The organism is Campylobacter concisus (assembly GCF_902460625.1).
In the GTDB taxonomy this organism is placed as follows: domain Bacteria; phylum Campylobacterota; class Campylobacteria; order Campylobacterales; family Campylobacteraceae; genus Campylobacter_A; species Campylobacter_A concisus_AD.
The window spans coordinates 93,626-111,836 of sequence record NZ_CABPUT010000003.1; the positions used below are offsets into that span (position 1 = coordinate 93,626).

Sequence of the window (18,211 nt, forward strand, 5' to 3'; positions counted from 1 at the left end):
GCCTTAAATTTATTATTTTTTAGATAAATACTCTTGCAAGCTTTTTACTTCAAGTGCTTTGCCAGTTTGTACCGAGCTTAGTGACTTAGCGGCTGCAAGTGCTGCGCGGATCGTTGTAAAGTAAGGAATTTTAAATCTAAGCACGTTTTGACGGATCTTTTTACCATCATCCACGCTTGATTTTGTATCGCTTGTGTTAATAACAAGTGCGATATCGCCGTTTTTGAGCCTATCTTCGACGTTTGGTCTGCCCTCGCTTATCTTATAGACAAACTCAGCCTCAACACCAGCTTCACTTAAAATTTTATGCGTACCGCCAGTTGCGATGATGCTAAAACCAAGCGCTATTAGCTCTTTTGCAAGGGCTGGTGCGTAAGATTTATCAGCGTCAGCTAGCGTTAGAAAGACTCTGCCCTTGCTTGGCAAAGTGTTGCTAGCAGCGATCTGACTCTTTGCAAATGAGCTTGCAAAGTCGTGGCTGATGCCCATTACCTCACCCGTACTCTTCATCTCAGGGCCAAGGATGAGATCGGCACCACTTAGCTTGTTAAATGGTAATACACACTCTTTTACACAAATATGCGAGCTAACGCGAGGTTTTAAGATGTCGCCGTCCTCATAAACAACTTTGTAATCATCATAAAATTTAAGCGCCTCACGTAAATTTCCTTGCCACATGACTCTTGTCGCTACCTTTGCCATAGGCACGCCAGTAGCCTTGCTCACAAACGGCACAGTCCTACTCGCGCGAGGATTTACCTCGATCATATAAAGCTCGTTTTCATAGATAGCAAACTGGATATTCATAAGGCCGACGACGCCTAAATTTAGAGCAATATCTCTGGTTTGCTTCTCCACTTTTTTTATCATTTCTGCACTTAAACTCATCGGTGGCAGTATACAAGCTGAGTCGCCAGAGTGAATTCCAGCCTCCTCGATGTGCTCCATTATCGCACCGATATAGACCTCTTTTCCGTCACATATCGCATCTACGTCGAGCTCTTTTGCATCTTGTAAAAATTTATCAAGTAGCACTGGCGAGTGGTTGCTAACTTTGACCGCTTCACTCATATACTCTTTTAGTTCGCTCTCGTTGTGTACCCTTCTCATCGCCCTGCCGCCAAGGACGTAGCTTGGACGAACTAGCACTGGATAGCCAATAGTCGCGGCCTTTTGCAAGGCTTCCTCTAAGCTAGTGGCAGTGTCATTTTTAGGCTGAAGAACGCCTATTTTATTTATAAATTCGCTAAATTTCTTTCTATCCTCGGCCACATCGATTACTCTTGCAGTTGTTCCGATGATCTTTGCACCGATTACGCTCAGGCGTTTTGCAAATTTAAGCGGAGTTTGACCGCCAAAATGCACGATCACGCCGTCTGGCTTTTCGCGCTCGATGACTGATCTCACGTGCTCAAAATCAATCGGCTCAAAGTATAAAATATCGCTCGTGTCGTAATCGGTTGAGACGGTTTCTGGGTTGCAGTTATACATTATCGTTTTTATGCCAAGGTCTCTTAGGGCGTAGCTTGCGTGTACGCAGCAGTAGTCAAATTCTATACCCTGACCGATCCTGTTTGGACCGCCACCTATTATCATCACCTTTTTAGCGTCTTTTGCTAGCTCTTTTTTAGGAAATTTAGTGATATTTGTGGTTGAGTAAAGATATGGCGTTAGTGCCTTAAACTCGCCTGCGCAAGTATCGACCTCGTTGTATTCAAGCTCGATGCCAAGCTTCTGCCTAGCGAAATAGATATCATTTTGGCTAAGCTCAAGATCGTCTTTTTCATTTATAAGCACAGCTATCATCTTGTCTGAAAAGCCCATGCTTTTGGCCTCTCGCAGTAGCTCTTCGTTGTTTAAGATATCCATGTCGATCTTATCTTCAAATTTAACTATCTCATAAATTTGCTCTAAAAACCATGGATCGATCTTACTAAACTCATGCACCTCAGCCACGCTAAAGCCATCTCTAAAGGCTTGTGCTAGATATAAAATTCTCCTCTCATTTGCATTTCTGATACCATAAATCAAAGCGTTTTTCTCTAGGCTAAGGCTGTTAAATCCGCAAAGATCACGCTCTAGACTGCAAAGTGCCTTTTGGATACTCTCTTTAAATGTCCTACCTATCGCCATGACCTCACCAACTGACTTCATCGCAGTACCTAGATATGGGTTTGATCCTGGAAATTTCTCAAATGTAAAGCGTGGAATTTTTGTCACTATGTAGTCAATCACCGGCTCAAAGCTAGCAGGTGTGCCTGTGATATCATTTTTGATCTCATCTAGGCTAAAACCGACGGCTAGAAGCGTCGCTACCTTGGCGATCGGATAGCCAGTAGCTTTACTGGCAAGTGCAGAGCTTCGGCTAACGCGTGGATTCATCTCGATAACGATCATACGGCCACTTTTTGGATCTATGGCAAACTGCACGTTACTGCCGCCCGTATCAACGCCGATCTCACGAAGTATGGCAAAGCTAGCATCACGCATAGCCTGATACTCTTTATCTGTTAGCGTTAAAGCTGGCGCAACCGTGATACTATCGCCTGTATGCACGCCCATTGGGTCAAAATTTTCGATCGAGCAAACGATAATACAGTTATCGTTTCTATCTCTGATAACCTCCATCTCGTACTCTTTCCAGCCAAGTAAGCTCTCTTCTATCAAAATTTCATGTATCGGGCTTGCGTCAAGACCAGTATTAGCTAACTCTTTAAACTCATCCATATTATAAGCCACGCCACTTCCTGCGCCACCAAGTGTGTAGCTAGCTCTTATGATTAGCGGAAAGCCTATCTCGTTTGCCGCATTTAGCGCGTCGTCCATGTTATAAGCATATCTACTCTCAGGCAGGTCCATGCCGATCTTTTGCATGGTTGCTTTAAAAATTTGTCTATCTTCACCCTTTTTTATCGCTTCTGGGTTTGCACCAAGAAATTTCACATCCTTTAAAAGACCGCTCTCAAAGACCTCCATAGCGGCATTTAGCGCTACTTGTCCGCCCATCGTTGGCAAGATAGCATCAATATTTTCTTTTTCGATGATCCTTAAAATGCTATCTTTTGTGATCGGCTCTATATACGTTGCATCGGCAAAATTTGGGTCAGTCATGATGGTGGCTGGGTTTGAGTTAATAAGCACTACGCGGTATCCAAGCTCTTTTAGCGTCTTGGCTGCTTGCGTGCCTGAGTAGTCAAATTCGCAGGCTTGACCGATGACGATAGGGCCTGAGCCGATTAGCAAAATGGTATTTATATCTGTTCTTTTTGGCATTATTTTTCCTTTGTTACAACGTATAGATAGTTTGGTATGTTTAGCTTCGCATAGGGCTCAACTATCACGCTTTGATAGGAGCTCTCTTTTAAAATTTTACTCACACGCCCTACTGGCACCCCACTAAAAAATATCCCGTCAAGTCCACTCGTAAAGACCTCATCGCCCTCTTTTGGACTGAGCCATTGTGGGATAAATTTCACCATTATTTGGCCTTGATTTCCATGCGCGACGCCTGGAATTTTGTCATTTCCTATATAAACTGCAAAGATACTTTTTGGGTCATTTTGCAAGTAAGCTAGCGGCTTGCCGTCTTTTGCGATAACGATACCAGCGCTATTTCCTTGATAGATGAGCCCGTAAATTTTATTTGGGTCGTATCCTTCAAACTCGCTTATCCAAATTTTATTATAATCCCCAATATGCACGTAGCTAAGCCCTTTTACTAGCTTTACAGCTGGGGCATAGGCAGTTGAGTTTTTATCTTTTAAAATTTGATTTAGCTCGTTCGCAAAAGTAGAAAGAAGCGTGGCTGAGCGCTCTAGCTCTTCATTTTGCGCTCTTAGTTTTTCTATCTCGCTAGCCTGCCTAAAATATTCGTTTATATAATCTTTCACACTTTTAGCAAAATTGTCGTATGAATTTGTAGCATAGTTACTAAGCCCGATAGAAAGATTACTTAAAATTTCTCCCTTGAAAACTGAGGCCATAGCAAGCAATGCTATAAAAACAAAAAGAACAATCTTACTCTTCATTTGTCAGCTGTTGTAAAAGCCCAATCTCTTCAAGTGCCTTGCCCGTCCCTCTAGCAACCGCGAGAAGTGGCTCATCTGCTACAAAAACTGGAAGTTTAACTATATCAGATAAAAATTTATCAAGTCCTCTAATAAGCGCTCCGCCGCCAGTTAGTACGATACCAGTCTCCACGATATCACCAGCAAGATCAGGCGGCATCATCTCAAGCACAGTTTTAAGCGCATCTGCGATCTCTTTTAGTGGCTCTCTCATCGCTTCTCTTACATCTTCACTTGTTAGCTCGACTCTACTTAAAAGACCGCTCACTTGGTCGCGTCCTTTTACCACTACGCTTAGCTCTTTTTCAAGCTGTACAGCGGAACCTACGGCAATCTTTATCTCCTCGCCAGTTCGCTCACCTATTAGTAGGTTATATTTTTCTTTTATGTAATTAACAATACTAATATCAATCTTATCGCCAGCCGTGCGGATTGATTTTGATATAACTAGACCACCAAGCGAGACAACACCTATCTCAGTCGTACCGCCACCGATATCAACTACTAGGTTGCCTTGTGGCTCACGAACTGGTAAATTTGCACCAATCGCTGCTGCCATAGGCTCTTCGATCAAAAATACCTCTCTTGCTCCAGCACTTAAAGCACTTTCTCTAACAGCCTTTCTTTCGACCTGAGTAAGTCCATAAGGAACTGAGATGATGATCCTTGGGCGTAGAAAGCTTTTTCTTTTATGAGTCTTTTCTATAAAATAGCGTATCATGCGCTCAGTCATATCAAAATCCGCGATAACGCCATCTCTCATCGGCCTTATCGCCTCGATATCGCCTGGAGTTTTTCCTACCATCTCTTTTGCGGCATGTCCGACCGCTAAAATTTTTTGTTTGCCATATTTCTCACGCCTTACTGCAACAACAGAAGGTTCATTTATTATTATGCCTTTATCTTTTACCAAAACAAGTGTATTTGCGGTACCGAGATCTATGCCCATATCACTTGAGAAAAAACCTATAACCTGATCTAAAAACATCTATTTCCTTTACGCTATTTTCTTATCGTGCTTTATTAAAATTGGCTTTGCCTTATCTTTTACAGTCTCTTTTGAGATAACAATATCATACTCTTTTAACTCTGGCAGCTCATACATTATGTCCGTCATAAGCTCTTCCATTATACTTCTAAGCCCTCTTGCTCCGGTCTTTCTCTCAATAGCTAGACTTGCTATCTCTTCAAGTGCTTCATCATCAAATTTAAGCGTAGCACCGTCAATCGCACAAAGCTTTTGGTATTGTTTTAATATCGCATTTTTTGGCTCGGTTAAAATTTTAACCATATCTTCTTTTGTTATCTCGTTTAAAGTAGCTACTACGTGAAGTCTGCCAATAAGCTCTGGGATGAGGCCATATCTTACAAGATCGTCTGGCTCAAGCAGGCTTAGTAAATTTTCTTTTTCGTTTTTACCACGTTTTTCTTGATTAAATCCAAGAACATTTTTTCCAACTCTTCTCTCAATAATATCAAGAAGTCCGTCAAATGCACCACCACAAACAAATAATATATTTGTGGTATCTATCTGGATGAAGTCTTGGTTTGGATGTTTTCTGCCACCTTTTGGTGGGATGTTCACGACGCTTCCTTCGATGATCTTTAATAATGCTTGCTGTACGCCTTCACCCGAAACGTCTCTTGTGATGCTTCTATTTTCACTCATTCTAGCGATCTTATCGATCTCATCGACAAAGACAATGCCCTGCTCCGCCTTTTTAACATCACCATTTGCAGCTTGTAAGAGCCTTGTTAGAATGTTTTCAACGTCCTCACCGACATATCCAGCCTCAGTTAGGCTTGTTGCATCGCAAATCGCGATAGGTACATCAAGAAATCTCGCTAAAGTCTGAGCCATCAACGTCTTACCACTTCCAGTTGGGCCAACAAGCAAGATGTTTGATTTTGAAATTTCAGTATCGTCTTTGATGTCGCTTTGTTTAAAAATTCTCTTATAGTGGTTATATACGCCGACGCTAAAGACCTTTTTAGCCCTGTCTTGACCGATCACATAGTTATCAAGTACCGCTTTTAGCTCCTTTGGTGTGAGCTTTTGATACTCTATCGTTTCGTCGTTTTTTCTCTCCTCTACGCTAGTATCTCCATGTATCATATCGTATGCGGCTGCTATACAATACTCGCATATATAGGCATTTCCTTCGATATCAGCGAGTAATCTTCTCTCAGCAGACTCTGCCTCTCCACAAAAATTACACTTTCTAGCCATTAATCTCTTCCTTTTGCAAGCGGAATTCCTCTTGTCGTTTCTAATATAAATTTACACATTTTTTTAACATTTTCATCGCTGGTTTTTGCGATTAGCTCGTTTGCTTGATCTTTTAGGCTAATGCCTTGATTAAACAAAAATTTATAAGCGCGAACTAGCTCCTCAACTTGCTCTTTATCAAATCTACGTCTAATGCCAACTAAATTTAAGCTTCTTATATAAGCTCTGTTGCCCTCAGCTAGGCAAAATGGCACTACATCTTGGCTAAGCGCGCTTGCACCTGCGATCATGCAGCTTTCCCCTACTCTAACAAACTGATGAATGGGCGTAAGACCACCCACAACAGCGTAGTCGCCAAGCTCGACGTGACCTGCCAGGGTTGCGTTATTTGCCAAAATGACGTTGCTGCCTATTATGCAATCATGTGCGATGTGAGAATACGCCATGATAAAAGCATTATCTCCGATCCTTGTTATGCCATCACCCTTATGCGTGCCTGAGTTTATCGTGCAAAACTCACGTATAGTTGCGTGCTCACCGATAATGACACCAGTATCGACCTCGTCTTTATAGCTGATATCTTGTGGGATGTCACCTACGATCGCGTAGCTAAATACACGAGAGTTATCGCCGATCTTGGTCTTGCCAAGCACCCTTGCACCTTGCTTTATCGTGACATTGTTGCCAAGGACTGCATCTTTGCTAACAAAGGCGTAAGCCTCGATGTTTGCGCCATCTCCGATTATCGCTCCATCTTCTATTACAGCTGTTTGGTGGATATTTTTCATTGTTTCTCTTTTTCTTAAGCAAAAGCCTATTTATCGACTATCATCGCTTTTAGTTCAGCCTCAGCGCAAAGTGCGTCATCTACGTATGCCTTGCCTTCAAGCACCCAGATATTTCCTTTGTGTTTTAGCACATTTAGTCTATACTCTAGTCTATCTCCAGGGCGGACTGGATGGCGAAATTTTGCTCCGTCTATGCTCATAAAATAGACTACTTTATTCTCGATACCAGCTTGATGCTCATCACTCATGCTCTTAAAAGCTAGCACGCCACCAGCTTGCGCCATGCCTTCTATTATCATCACGCCAGGATAGATCGGGTGACCTGGGAAGTGTCCCTGAAATATCGGCTCACCAATAGTTACATTTTTATAAGCGACAATGTTTTTTGCAGGCTCTAGCTCGACAACTCTATCTATAAGTAAAAATGGGAATCTATGTGGAAGAATTTTTTGAATTTCTACGACGTCTATCACGTTTTAGCCTTAGTAATGTAAATTTGTGGCGATTGTAACAAATTTATACTAAGAAAAAAATTATTAGCCTCTTTTAAAAATCTCTAAATTTCGCCTTATGTGGCAAAAATTTAATTCACTGCTTTAAGATAAATTTTATAAACTCGCCTTTTAGTCTAAAACCAAAATTTCTTCGCTGTCATTATAAAAAACAGCCTTTGAGTAAATTTCGTAGCCACCCTTTTTGACCTCGTCTAAGACGATGATAGGATTTTGCGAAAATTCTCCGCTTATATCACGGCGAAATTTTAGCTCATCATCAAGCTCAAGCGGCCTTTTGCAAAGCTCATCAACGCTTTTAAATTTGCTATTTGTAAATTTATTAAAGCGATCTATACTCATAAAGATTGCACCCTCTTTTAGCTCATCGTCCATCTCACAAGAATTTTCTACATTTAGCTTCAAATTTTCTCTTTTAAAGCCAGAGTAGAGCACAAAATAGCTTGGTATCACAGCGTTTTGAAATTTCACACTAGCGCGCAAAAGCCTGTAGTTTAAAAATCGCCTTCTAAAAAGGTGAAATTTCTCACCTCTCGCCTCGTACTCGCACACCTTTTTATAAAGCTCAAGCCTAGCTTCTATGCTGCCATAAAGTGTCCTTGCGTGCAGCTCGCTCATTAGCTCACTTTGGGGCAAATTTTGCGAGTCACGTTGCTTTTTTAGCGCAAAGACGCAGCCACAGTAGTTTTGGTGATAGAGCTTATCTTTTTTAGCTAAGATAAACTGCTCGCTTGTGCCGCCATTTTTTCTATAATCAACCGCAACGGCTTCTAAATTTGAGCCAGCCACCGCCTCATCGAGCGCCTTTTTAAGCTGAGAAAAGTCCTTTTTTGGGCTCATCAAAAGTGTCGTCGTGATCTTACCAAGCCCTAGCTCAAGTGCCTTTTTAGCGGAGTCTTTCATACGAAAGTCAAAGCAGTACTCGCACCTTTTGCCCTTTTCTGGCTCATCTTCAAGCCCCCTTGTGCCACCAAGCCACGCTTCGTAGTCGTATTCGCCACATAAAAGCTTGATGCCTAGCTTCTCGCAGCTTCGCTTCACGTCCTCAAAACGCAGTAAAAACTCACTATATGGATGTATGTTTGGATCGTAAAAATAGCCTACTATTCGTTCATTTGGATAGTCTTTTCGTAGGCGCTGCAAAAAGTAGTGGCTATCAACTGAGCAGCAGATATGAACTAGCAAATTTGACCTTTTTTTGCTCGCATTATATCAAAGATTATTTTTATAAATTTTTGCAGCATCGAGGTATTTTTTAAGGACATTTTGGCTTACAAGATCCTCAAATTTACCCCACACCACCTGCTTACCAGATTCGATTATTAGCACTTTTTGTGCTATCTTCATCGCACTTAAAATATCGTGCGTGATAAAAATAATGCTGATCTTTTCATCCAAGCTTAAAAGCAAATTTATGATCTTTTGCTTTGTCTCGTTATCAAGCCCGCTTGTTATCTCATCACAGATTAAGACTTTTGGTTTTGAGAGCAGTGCCAGCAATATCCCAACCCTTGTCGCCTCGCCGCCACTTAGCTGTGATGGGAATTTTTCTAAAATTTCATCTTTTAAATTTAAATTCACCAGAAGCTCTTTAAGCTCATTTTCACTAAAGCTAAGCTTGAGATATGACCTCACGTGAGCGATAGCTGTTTTTACTTTTAGCGCTGGATTTAGGGCTTGCTTTTGGTTTTGCAAGATATATCTGATATCTTTTTTGAGCTCATTTTTGTCCGTGATCTCTTTATCGTTTATATAAATTTTGCCCCCACTTTTTGGCTCACTAAATGATATGAGCTTTGCAAGCGTGCTTTTGCCACTGCCGCTTTGCCCCAAAATGGCTAAATTTTCGCCATCATCAAGCTCGTAATTTATCCCCTCTAAAAGGTGCAGCACTTCAGCTCTAGCGTTAAAATGCTCCTTAAAACTTAAACTTTTTGAGACGTTTTCAAGCCTGATTTTCACGCATTTTCCTTTAAGCTTAGCCGTCCATCTCTCATCTGCCAAATTTCATCACTAAGATAGTTCGTTAGCGCCTCATCATGCGAGATAAAGATGACGCTCATCTTGCCTTTTAGGCTCTCTAAGATGCCCGCCACGTGGCTAGCGCTAATGCTATCAAGCCCGCTTGTTATCTCGTCGCAGACTAAAATTTTTGGCTTCAGGCAAAGCGCAAGAGCGATCTGCACGCGGCTCGCCTCGCCACCACTTAGCTCGTATGAGTATTTGTGCCAGATGAGATTTGCATTACCCAGCCCAAACTCCCTAAAATAAGCAAATGCAAGCTCTTTATTTGATTTATTATCGCCGCCAAGATAGGCGTTGAAGTGATCGCCGACGTTTAAGAGCGGATGAAGGCTAGCAACGGAGTTTTGAAAGATGAGCGCGGCGACCTTTCTTCGGTGCTCTTTTAGCTCATTTTGGCTAAGTTTTAAGATGTCTTTTTTATAAATGCTAAATTTATCTGCCCTCACTCTAAAATCATCATCAAAAAGCCTTATTAGGCTCTTTGCAAAGAGTGATTTACCACTGCCACTTGCACCTGTGATACCTATAAATTTACCCTCACTCATAGTAAAATCAAGCTCATGCAAAAGCTTCTTATCCTTATAAAAAACGTTTAAGTTTTTAATCTCTATCATATTTTTATATTGCCATTTTTTGAATTTGACGTGATGATCGATGTTGCAAGGATGAGCAAAAATAACGTCACGCCTGGGGAAAGCACCATCCACCAAGAGCCAAGAAAAAGTGCCTCTTTGCTCTCATTTAGCATGATGCCAAGGCTTATCTTATTTGCGTCGCTGCCCACGCCAAAAAAGCCAAGTGTGGCCTCCATGACGACTGCGTTTATCGCGTTTATGCCAAAGATGCTAATTATTAGATGCTTTAAATTTGGCAAAATTTCAAAGCAAATAAGGCTAAATTTACCAGCCCCATTTATCACGGCTTGCTCGGCGTAGTCGCACTTTTTATTAAGTCTTAAATTTTGCATAAAGACTTTTGCACCCTGCATAAACGAACAAATGGCGATGATAAAAGAGGTTATAAGCAGATCTCCGCTACTAAATGAGCTAAAAAGCATGATAAAAACGATATTTGGGATGCTTAAAAAGGCATCAAGTCCCTTGTCAAAAAGGCTCTCGCAAACTCTCCTCTTACTAGTGCCAAAATATGCGTAGATGAGCGAGAAAAGCGTCGTTAAAAAGCCAGCTAGCAGTAAAACAATAAGCGAGTTTTTAAGCGCGTAGGCCACTCTTATGAGATTGTCCCTGCCTAGGATGTCAGTGCCAAAGATATGCTCGCTACTTGGAGCTAAATTTACCGCTATAAAGTCAGTGAAATTTGGCTCAAATTTAGAAAAAAACGGCGTCACAAAAGCAAATGCAACAAGTGCCAAAAATACAAAGCAAGCTAGAAAAAATATTACTTTTCTCATAAATTTCTCTTATCTGCCAAGATAGCGAAAATTTTTGCTAGCAAATTTGCAAAAACGACAAAAACGGCCGTTAGCAAAATAGTCGCAAGTGCGACTGGATAGTCTTTGGCGATCACCGCATCAAGGCCAAGCTTGCCTATTCCTGGAAATGAAAAAATGCTCTCAATGACATATGAGCCAGCAAAAACGCCAGCCACAAGAGTGGCGAAATAATAGACTATATCGGTGCTTGCGTGCTTTATGGCAAAGAGATAAATTTTGCCTCGTCCCAAACCTCTAGCGTGAGCCGTCTGGATAAAGTCAGTGTTTAGGCTTTGATTTAGCCTGTCTTTTACAAATTTCACATTTGCGCCAAGGTGTGGCAAGATGATGGCAAGCGTTGGCAAGATGATAAATTTAGCCCCCACGCCGCTAGATCCTAGCTCGTTTGCGCCTGAACTTGGTAGCACGTTTAGATAAACGCTAAAGATCGCTATTAGCACGAGAGCTACGTAAAAATGAGGGAGTGAGGCAAGCAAAAACGAGCTAAAGTTTATAAAGATATCGGCAAATTTGTTTTTATAAATGGCGCTTAAAAGCCCCAAGAAAAATGATAAAAAAACTATCAGAAAAAACGAAGCAAAAAATAAGATAAGCGAGTTTAAAAGCCTCTCTTTAATGAGCAAAAAAACGCTTGCCCCACTTACAAAGCTAGTGCCAAAATCCCCTGCGACAAAGTGGGCTAGCCATCTAAAATACTGCACAAAAAAGCCATCTTTTAGCCCCAAATTTTCTAAAATTTGCTCTTTTATGGCTAAATTTACCGCCTCACTCCTCGAAAACATCACGTCAGTGACATTGCCTGGCAAAAAATATATGAGCAAAAATATAAAAAATGAGATGAAAAATAGCAATCCAAGGCTTGAGATCGCTGTTTTTAAAATGGCTCTAAACAAAGTTTTTATCCACTATTTTACTTGCCACTCTCTTATGTTCCATAAAAATCCAGCTCCATGGTGGCCTAAAATTTGCGTCTTGATGCCTGAAATTTTATTGTTAAAGACGAGCGGATAGTCAAGATAGGCTATGAAAATATAAGGTGGATTTTCAAAAAGCGCTTTTAGAAATTCTTTGTAGTATTTTTTTCTAAGCTCCACATCCTTTGTATATCTTGCATTTTTTATGGCAATATCAACGTTTGCATCTTTGTAGTGGTTAAAATTCCAGCCATTTTCATTCACACTCACATCGGCAAATCCGCCAAAAATTCTATATGTGTGAAAATCTGGATCAAATGGGCTTCCCCAGCCGATGATAAAGCTATCAACCTTGCTTATGCTAAAGGCTGTTCTTGGCTTTGCGTAGGCTTTGGCTCTTACGCCAAATTTCTCAAACTCGCTGCTTAAAATTTTAGCTAGATTGACCCTTAAGATGTCGTTATTAAAAGCGTAGATGTCAAAGCCAAGCTCCTTGCCGTCCTTTTCAAAAAAGCCAGCCTTGTTTTTCTTAAAGCCGCTTTTTTCAAGTAGCTCCCTAGCCTTTTGCGGATCGTAGCTAAATTTAAACTCGCTGTCGTTTGCAAAGCTTTTTTCTATCGGGTTGTTCGCTACGCTTGCATATCCGTGAAATAGTTTTTTAACTATCTCATCTTTATTTACCGCGTAGTTTAGGGCGATTCTTACATTTTTATCTTGAAAAAGAGGATCATTAAAGTTAAACATCAAAGCTCTATAGTCCGCACTTTTAAATTTAAGCAGGCTTAATTTTTTATCATCTTTTATGAAATTTACGCCGGTTGGAGAGATGAGCGCAACATCGATCTCACCACTTTTAAGCCCAACGAGCCTTAAATTTTCATCACCAACAATTTTAAAAAATACCCTTTTTATCTTTGGCTCACCCTTGTAAAATTTCTCATTTGCCGCGAATTCCAAGCTCTCATCTTTTTTCCATTTTACAAGCTTGTATGCGCCAGTGCCGATAGGGGCGTCATTAAATTTATCAGTCGCGATATCTTTGCCCTTTAAAATGTGCTCAGGCAGCACGCCAAAGCTAAGTGCGTCAAGAAACGGCGGAAAAGGCTCTTTTAGCGTGATCTTTACTTTATAATCGCCTAAAATTTCAACGCTTTTTACCACCTCGTAGTTTGAGATAGCAGGCGCATTTAGCTTCTTATCTTGAGCCGCTTCGATACTAAATTTAACGTCCTTTGCGCTAAATTTCACCCCGTCATGCCAAAAGGCATCATCTCTTAGCTCAAAAATATACTCCAGCCCATCATCACTCACCTGCCAAGACTTGGCAAGCTCTGGCACTACATGGCTATTTTCATCATGGCTAGTAAGACCAGAGAAAACCAGCGAAAGCGTAGGATCGTGATCCTCGTCGTAGAGTGGATTTATACGAGGTGTTTGCTCCTCGATAGCTATTATGACTTTACTCTCATTTGCGTAAAGGTAAACGCCAAATAACAAGAAAAATGCAAGTAAAATTCTCTTCACATTATCCCCTTTTTTTGAAATATTTGTAAAATGGTAATACGAATTTTATAAAAGTATTATTAAGCTAAATGTAAATTTATAGTATAGAAGTTTTAAATTTCTAACTATCTTTTAACCTTTTTTGAAGTAAAATCTCTCCCTATTTTAGATAATAACAAGGTAAATTTTACAATGAATAAAAATAAAAAAACAGCACTTATTTCAGCCATCTGCGTAGTTTCACTTTTAGTTATTTATACTCTTCTTGGATTTTTTGGAGTACCTTATGGCATTAAAAATATTGCTCCAAAATATCTAAAAGACTACAACGCAACGCTTTTTGTAGCAGATGCTAAATTTAATCCATTTACCTTCGAGCTAAATGCCACAAATACCGAGCTAAATACTACTTCGCCACTTTTTAGCACAAAGCAAATCGACGTCAAGCTAAAGCCATTTTCTATCTTTAAAAAATTAGTTGAAGTTGATATTTTTAGGCTTCAAGAGCCAAATGTCAAAATTTTACGAGATAAAAATTCAAAATTTAACTTTAGCAATTTTATAAGCGACGATAACGCAACTACTGAAGATAACAGCACTAGTTCTATAAATTTTGCCTTAAATAACGCAAAAATCATCAAAGGCTCATTTTCATATAGCGATCAAAATTTAACAAAGCCATTTAACGTAAGCTTTGATGATATAAACTACGAGCTAAACTCTCTAAATACGAAGAAAAATAGTGCAGGTAGCCATATCTTTGACTCAAACTCGACTCTAGCTCACAAGATCGATCTAAATGGCGATATCAAGCTAAATCCCCTAAAAATCGAGGGCAATATCAGCATAAAGAACTTTAGCATCGATCCAGTCGCGATTAGCTTCATCGATAACGACACACTAAATCTTAAAAATGCGGTCATAAATTTAGGAATAAATTACGCTTTAATTGCCGACGAGAACGCTACAAATATAAATTTAAAGGATAGCTTTTTAAATGTAAAATCGCTAAACATAGATGAGGGCAAAAACGAACTAAGCCTTGGTGAGTTAGAGCTTCCAAAATTTGATCTATCAAGTAAAATAGCAGACAAGATAGATGCTAAATTAGAGTTAAATGCCATAAATTTAAGCGATATATCATTTAAAAATGCAATAACAGCAAGCTTAAAATCACTAAATTTAAGCAATATTTCGCTTTTAGCAAATTTAAATGAAAAAAGTGAGCTAAATGCGACAGCTGCACTAAATAGCATAAATGCAAACACCCTAAAAATAGACGAAATCAGTAAAAATTTAGTAAATCTAAAAGATATAAATGCCTCAAATTTAAATGCAAATTTAGCAAATAATAAAACAGCTCTGACGCTTGAAAAAATAGCGTTTGATGATATCAATGCCCCACTTAGTAAAAATGCAAATGCAAATGTGACAGGGGCTAAATTCTCAAATATTAGCTTCACCCAAGATACCAATAAAAGTCTTGCGACTCTTGATGAGCTTAGTATAAATGGCATAAATTTAAAGGCAAAAAATAAAGAAATTTTAGACATCGCTGATGTGCTTACAAAAACGATCAAATTTGATATTTTAAATATGGCTTTGAATGCTGAGAATATCGATATAAATAGACCAAAATTTAACTCAGAGTTAAATGGTAGCGGCTTAAGTGCGATAAACCAGCTTGGACTTGGTGAGAAAGAGCCGGCAAAAACAGCCAATCATCGCACTAAAACTAAAAAAGAGAATACACCAGCTTCAAAAAGCAAAGAGAGTGAGTTTAAATTTGATATAAAAAATATCAATGTAAATAATGCTAGTATCGCTTTGACACACCTTTTTGAAGGTGAGAAGATCGCTCATAAATTTGATAATTTGTTTGTAAAAATAGCAAATTTAAGTAGCGATTTTAGTAAGCCATTTGACGCAAAAGTGGATATGAAAAGCTCGCAAAAGCTAAATTTAGACCTAACTTCAAAGATCAAACTTGAACCTCTTGATATAGCTGCTAAAATCAAAATTGAAGATAAAAATTTGCCAAAATATTTTGCTTACGCAAAGCCATTTTTAGAGGCAGATCTTTCAAGTGGAGAGATGAGTGCAAACGCCGAGCTTCACTATACAAAAGATATAAAAGCGGATGTAAAGCTTAGCGTAAAAGATATTAGATTAGATGCTAAAAATAAAGAAAAGCTAATCGCATTTAAAAGTTTAGATGTAGATAAAATTTCACTTTTTAAAGATAATCTTGAAATTACTGGAGTTGCTCTAAATTCGCCATTTATCAAGGCTCATCTAAGCAAAGAGCGCGAATTTAATCTAAGCAAAATCGTAAAAGAAGATAAAAGCAAAGCCCAAAGTGAGCAAAAAACTGAGAGCAAAAAGGTGGCTAGTAAAAAAGATGACAAGCTAAATTTTAGTATCAAAAATTTCTCACTTAATAACGGCGAGGTTGATTTTTCAGATGCGTCACTATTTATGCCATTTGCTACAAAAATTTCAAATCTAAATGGCAAGCTAACTGACATCGATAAAAAACGTCCAAGTTCGGGCGAGTTTAAAGGCACAGTTGGTAAAAACGGTTTTTCTCAGATTACAGCAAAATTATTTCCTTTTGAATTAAAGCAAAATACCGATGTTAAGCTTGATTTTAAAGACATCGATCTAATCGACATAACACCATACAGCGGGCAATTTTTGGGTTATAAAATAAAAAAAGGTAAGTTAAATTTAAATCTAAATTATAGCGTTGTTGATTCAAAACTAAACGGCTCAAATCTTATAAATTTTGACACACTCACACTTGGAGAAAAGGTTGATTCAAAAGATGCTGTAAATTTACCACTTTCGCTTGCTATATCGATATTAAGCGATCAAAATAATCAAATAAATATCGACCTTCCAGTTGAAGGAAATTTAGACGATCCTGACTTTAAATATGGCGGTGTCATTTGGGCTGCTGTTAAAAAACTCTTTGCAGACATTACGTTAGCTCCGTTTAGATTTTTAGGTAATGCTCTAGGGCTTGGCGGCAAGGATCTTAGCTCTATTGATTTTCTTGCTGGAAGTAGCGAGCTAATAAGCTCAGAAGCACCAAAAATAGCTGATTTTATAAAATTAACCACTGCAAAGCCTATGATGAAACTTAGCATCACGCCTACTTACTCCGAGATAGATGTGCTCTACTTTAAAGAAAAAAGGCTTGATCAAAAGATAAATCAAATAATCGCCTCAAGTGGCAAAGATTATATTACCGTGCTAAATTCTCTCGTTCCAAACGCTAAAGATAAAAGTGATAAGGCCTTAAGAGAAGAGGCAATAAAAGCTATCGAAGTGGATAAGGAAAAGCTGGTTGAGCTAGCAAATGAGCGTGCAAATGCAGTAAAAGAAGCGCTCATCAAGGCTGGGCTTGAGACTGGCCGCATAAATGTAAATGATGCAACAAGCTCAGATCCTAAACAAAACACCTATACAAGCGTGCTTATGGGAGTGGCGAACTAAATTTCATTTATCTCGCTGCTTCTTGCGTTATAAACAAACCAGCTAAGAAGCATGAGCATCATAAATGCGCCAAAGACTAGGCTTGCGTAAAAATATAAGCTAAAGCCTTCGCCTAGCAAATTTGCATTGTGAAGAGCGATCATAACGCCAGCAAGTGAAATTAAATATCCAATTAGCTTGATGATAAAAATTTTTGGATTTAAAAAGATCAGTAAAAGCCCACAAAGCATGACACCAAGGGCTATTTGTAAATTTAAAATATCAGTTTGAGCACTTGAGCCAAATGTCAAAAAACCAAGCAAAAATATGACTAAAACCATCAAAACAGCATAAACCGCTCTGCTTCGTCCAAAGCCGTACATAAAGCAAACAAAGCCTTTGTTATGTTTGTTGTAGTCCATTTTTCGCTCCTATGTAACAAGTTTTTGTATTTTAATGCCAAATTCTTAAATAAAGGCTTTAATCTGAAATTTCACTCATTTTGGCTAATATTTTGCATCTTAAAAAAGGAGCAGAAATGCCTTATGTTAATATCAAAATAGCAGGTCCAGAGCCGACAAAAGAGCAGAAAGATCAAGTCTTTAAAGAAGTGACTGAGACGCTTGTAAGAGTACTTGGCAAGAAAAAAGAGGCGGTTATGATTTTCATAGAAACTCACGACGCTAGCAACATCGGCGTAGGTGGCGAAAGCGTAGAAGATAAGAGAAAGGGGATAAAATGAGCGAATTTGGCAGAACAGACTTAGAAAGAAAGATAACGCTTGAGGTTGGCGATAAAGCGCCAGAGTTTGAAGCACTAAATCAAGACGGTGTAAAGGTCGCATTAAAAGACTTTGTGGGCAAAAATGTAGTGCTTTACTTCTACCCAAAGGACAACACTCCGGGCTGCACAACTGAGGCTTGCGAATTTAGCGCAAACTACGATCAGTTTATCAAAAATGACACGGTTATAATCGGCGTTAGCCCAGATAGTGTGAAGTCACACGTTGGCTTTATCGCAAAGCAAAATTTAAAGCACATTCTATTAAGCGATGAGAATAAAGAAATTTCAAAGCTTTATGGCGTTTGGCAGGTTAAGAAAAACTATGGCAAAGAGTATCTTGGTATCGTTAGAAGTACATTTGTGATCGGCAAAGACGGCAAGATAGTTAAAATTTATAAAAGCATAAAAGCCAAAGATCACGCCGCAAAAGTGCTAGCCGATCTTGTAAAATAAGGA

Annotated in this window: 16 protein-coding genes; 3 read left to right on the plus strand and 13 right to left on the minus strand. The window is 39.2% G+C overall.

Going from position 1 to position 18,211, the window contains the following annotated elements; genetic code table 11:
- Positions 1 to 12: 12 nt before the first annotated feature.
- From carB to F3G69_RS02700, 12 genes are all read right to left on the minus strand, one after another.
- Complete coding sequence (gene carB / locus F3G69_RS02645) at positions 13 to 3,273, minus strand: carbamoyl-phosphate synthase large subunit (protein ID WP_103600249.1); 3,261 nt, start codon at positions 3,271 to 3,273, stop codon at positions 13 to 15.
- Positions 3,273 to 4,028, minus strand: a complete 756-nt coding sequence (mreC, locus tag F3G69_RS02650; protein WP_103600250.1) for a rod shape-determining protein MreC — start codon at positions 4,026 to 4,028, stop codon at positions 3,273 to 3,275. The genes carB and mreC overlap by 1 nt, the downstream gene beginning before the upstream one ends.
- Positions 4,018 to 5,055, minus strand: coding sequence for a rod shape-determining protein (locus F3G69_RS02655; RefSeq protein ID WP_021090637.1), 1,038 nt, complete (start codon positions 5,053 to 5,055; stop codon positions 4,018 to 4,020). Before F3G69_RS02655 ends, mreC begins: the two co-directional genes overlap by 11 nt.
- Positions 5,056 to 5,064: 9 nt before the next feature.
- Positions 5,065 to 6,297: an ATP-dependent Clp protease ATP-binding subunit ClpX gene (gene clpX, locus F3G69_RS02660; RefSeq protein ID WP_103600251.1), complete on the minus strand. Its 1,233-nt coding sequence runs from the start codon at positions 6,295 to 6,297 to the stop codon at positions 5,065 to 5,067.
- Positions 6,297 to 7,085 carry an acyl-ACP--UDP-N-acetylglucosamine O-acyltransferase gene (gene lpxA, locus F3G69_RS02665; protein WP_149714324.1) on the minus strand — a complete coding sequence of 263 codons (789 nt, stop codon included), beginning with the start codon at positions 7,083 to 7,085 and terminating at the stop codon, positions 6,297 to 6,299. The genes clpX and lpxA overlap by 1 nt, the downstream gene beginning before the upstream one ends.
- 26 nt (positions 7,086 to 7,111) lie before the next feature.
- Positions 7,112 to 7,558: a 3-hydroxyacyl-ACP dehydratase FabZ gene (gene fabZ, locus F3G69_RS02670; protein WP_021091063.1), complete on the minus strand. Its 447-nt coding sequence runs from the start codon at positions 7,556 to 7,558 to the stop codon at positions 7,112 to 7,114.
- Between the two features lie 150 nt (positions 7,559 to 7,708).
- Positions 7,709 to 8,782, minus strand: a complete 1,074-nt coding sequence (locus tag F3G69_RS02675) for an epoxyqueuosine reductase QueH (protein ID WP_149714325.1) — start codon at positions 8,780 to 8,782, stop codon at positions 7,709 to 7,711.
- 27 nt (positions 8,783 to 8,809) lie between these two features.
- Positions 8,810 to 9,559 (minus strand): ATP-binding cassette domain-containing protein, encoded by a 750-nt coding sequence (locus F3G69_RS02680; RefSeq protein ID WP_149714326.1) that lies wholly within the window; start codon positions 9,557 to 9,559, stop codon positions 8,810 to 8,812.
- Complete coding sequence (locus tag F3G69_RS02685) at positions 9,556 to 10,236, minus strand: ATP-binding cassette domain-containing protein (protein WP_149714327.1); 681 nt, start codon at positions 10,234 to 10,236, stop codon at positions 9,556 to 9,558. The genes F3G69_RS02680 and F3G69_RS02685 overlap by 4 nt, the downstream gene beginning before the upstream one ends.
- Positions 10,233 to 11,033 carry an ABC transporter permease gene (locus F3G69_RS02690; RefSeq protein ID WP_149714328.1) on the minus strand — a complete coding sequence of 267 codons (801 nt, stop codon included), beginning with the start codon at positions 11,031 to 11,033 and terminating at the stop codon, positions 10,233 to 10,235. Before F3G69_RS02690 ends, F3G69_RS02685 begins: the two co-directional genes overlap by 4 nt.
- Positions 11,030 to 11,968 (minus strand): ABC transporter permease, encoded by a 939-nt coding sequence (locus tag F3G69_RS02695; protein ID WP_149714329.1) that lies wholly within the window; start codon positions 11,966 to 11,968, stop codon positions 11,030 to 11,032. The genes F3G69_RS02690 and F3G69_RS02695 overlap by 4 nt, the downstream gene beginning before the upstream one ends.
- Before the next feature lie 12 nt (positions 11,969 to 11,980).
- Positions 11,981 to 13,513, minus strand: a complete 1,533-nt coding sequence (locus F3G69_RS02700; protein ID WP_149714330.1) for an ABC transporter substrate-binding protein — start codon at positions 13,511 to 13,513, stop codon at positions 11,981 to 11,983.
- Between the two features lie 171 nt (positions 13,514 to 13,684).
- On the opposite strand from F3G69_RS02700, the gene F3G69_RS02705 reads away from it, so the two are divergent.
- The gene (locus F3G69_RS02705; protein ID WP_149714331.1) at positions 13,685 to 16,993 is read left to right on the plus strand and encodes a DUF748 domain-containing protein; all 3,309 of its coding nucleotides are present in this window, start codon (positions 13,685 to 13,687) and stop codon (positions 16,991 to 16,993) included.
- On the opposite strand, the gene F3G69_RS02710 is transcribed toward F3G69_RS02705, so the two are convergent.
- Positions 16,990 to 17,394 carry a hypothetical protein gene (locus tag F3G69_RS02710; RefSeq protein WP_149714332.1) on the minus strand — a complete coding sequence of 135 codons (405 nt, stop codon included), beginning with the start codon at positions 17,392 to 17,394 and terminating at the stop codon, positions 16,990 to 16,992. The genes F3G69_RS02705 and F3G69_RS02710 overlap by 4 nt on opposite strands.
- Positions 17,395 to 17,510: 116 nt before the next feature.
- Here F3G69_RS02710 and F3G69_RS02715 point away from each other — a divergent pair, with 116 nt between their 5' ends.
- Positions 17,511 to 17,714 (plus strand): tautomerase family protein, encoded by a 204-nt coding sequence (locus F3G69_RS02715; RefSeq protein WP_021090801.1) that lies wholly within the window; start codon positions 17,511 to 17,513, stop codon positions 17,712 to 17,714.
- Positions 17,711 to 18,208: a thioredoxin-dependent thiol peroxidase gene (bcp, locus tag F3G69_RS02720; RefSeq protein ID WP_149714333.1), complete on the plus strand. Its 498-nt coding sequence runs from the start codon at positions 17,711 to 17,713 to the stop codon at positions 18,206 to 18,208. Before F3G69_RS02715 ends, bcp begins: the two co-directional genes overlap by 4 nt.
- Positions 18,209 to 18,211 lie beyond the last annotated feature (3 nt).

Coding starts and splice junctions, on each gene's coding strand:
- F3G69_RS02655 (WP_021090637.1), bottom strand. CDS start 5,055: ATGTTTTTAGATCAGGTTATAGGTTTTTTCTCAAGTGATATGGGCATA.
- carB (WP_103600249.1), bottom strand. CDS start 3,273: ATGCCAAAAAGAACAGATATAAATACCATTTTGCTAATCGGCTCAGGC.
- F3G69_RS02685 (WP_149714327.1), bottom strand. CDS start 10,236: ATGATAGAGATTAAAAACTTAAACGTTTTTTATAAGGATAAGAAGCTT.
- F3G69_RS02715 (WP_021090801.1), top strand. CDS start 17,511: ATGCCTTATGTTAATATCAAAATAGCAGGTCCAGAGCCGACAAAAGAG.
- F3G69_RS02710 (WP_149714332.1), bottom strand. CDS start 17,394: ATGGACTACAACAAACATAACAAAGGCTTTGTTTGCTTTATGTACGGC.
- mreC (WP_103600250.1), bottom strand. CDS start 4,028: ATGAAGAGTAAGATTGTTCTTTTTGTTTTTATAGCATTGCTTGCTATG.
- F3G69_RS02690 (WP_149714328.1), bottom strand. CDS start 11,033: ATGAGAAAAGTAATATTTTTTCTAGCTTGCTTTGTATTTTTGGCACTT.
- bcp (WP_149714333.1), top strand. CDS start 17,711: ATGAGCGAATTTGGCAGAACAGACTTAGAAAGAAAGATAACGCTTGAG.
- lpxA (WP_149714324.1), bottom strand. CDS start 7,085: ATGAAAAATATCCACCAAACAGCTGTAATAGAAGATGGAGCGATAATC.
- clpX (WP_103600251.1), bottom strand. CDS start 6,297: ATGGCTAGAAAGTGTAATTTTTGTGGAGAGGCAGAGTCTGCTGAGAGA.
- F3G69_RS02705 (WP_149714331.1), top strand. CDS start 13,685: ATGAATAAAAATAAAAAAACAGCACTTATTTCAGCCATCTGCGTAGTT.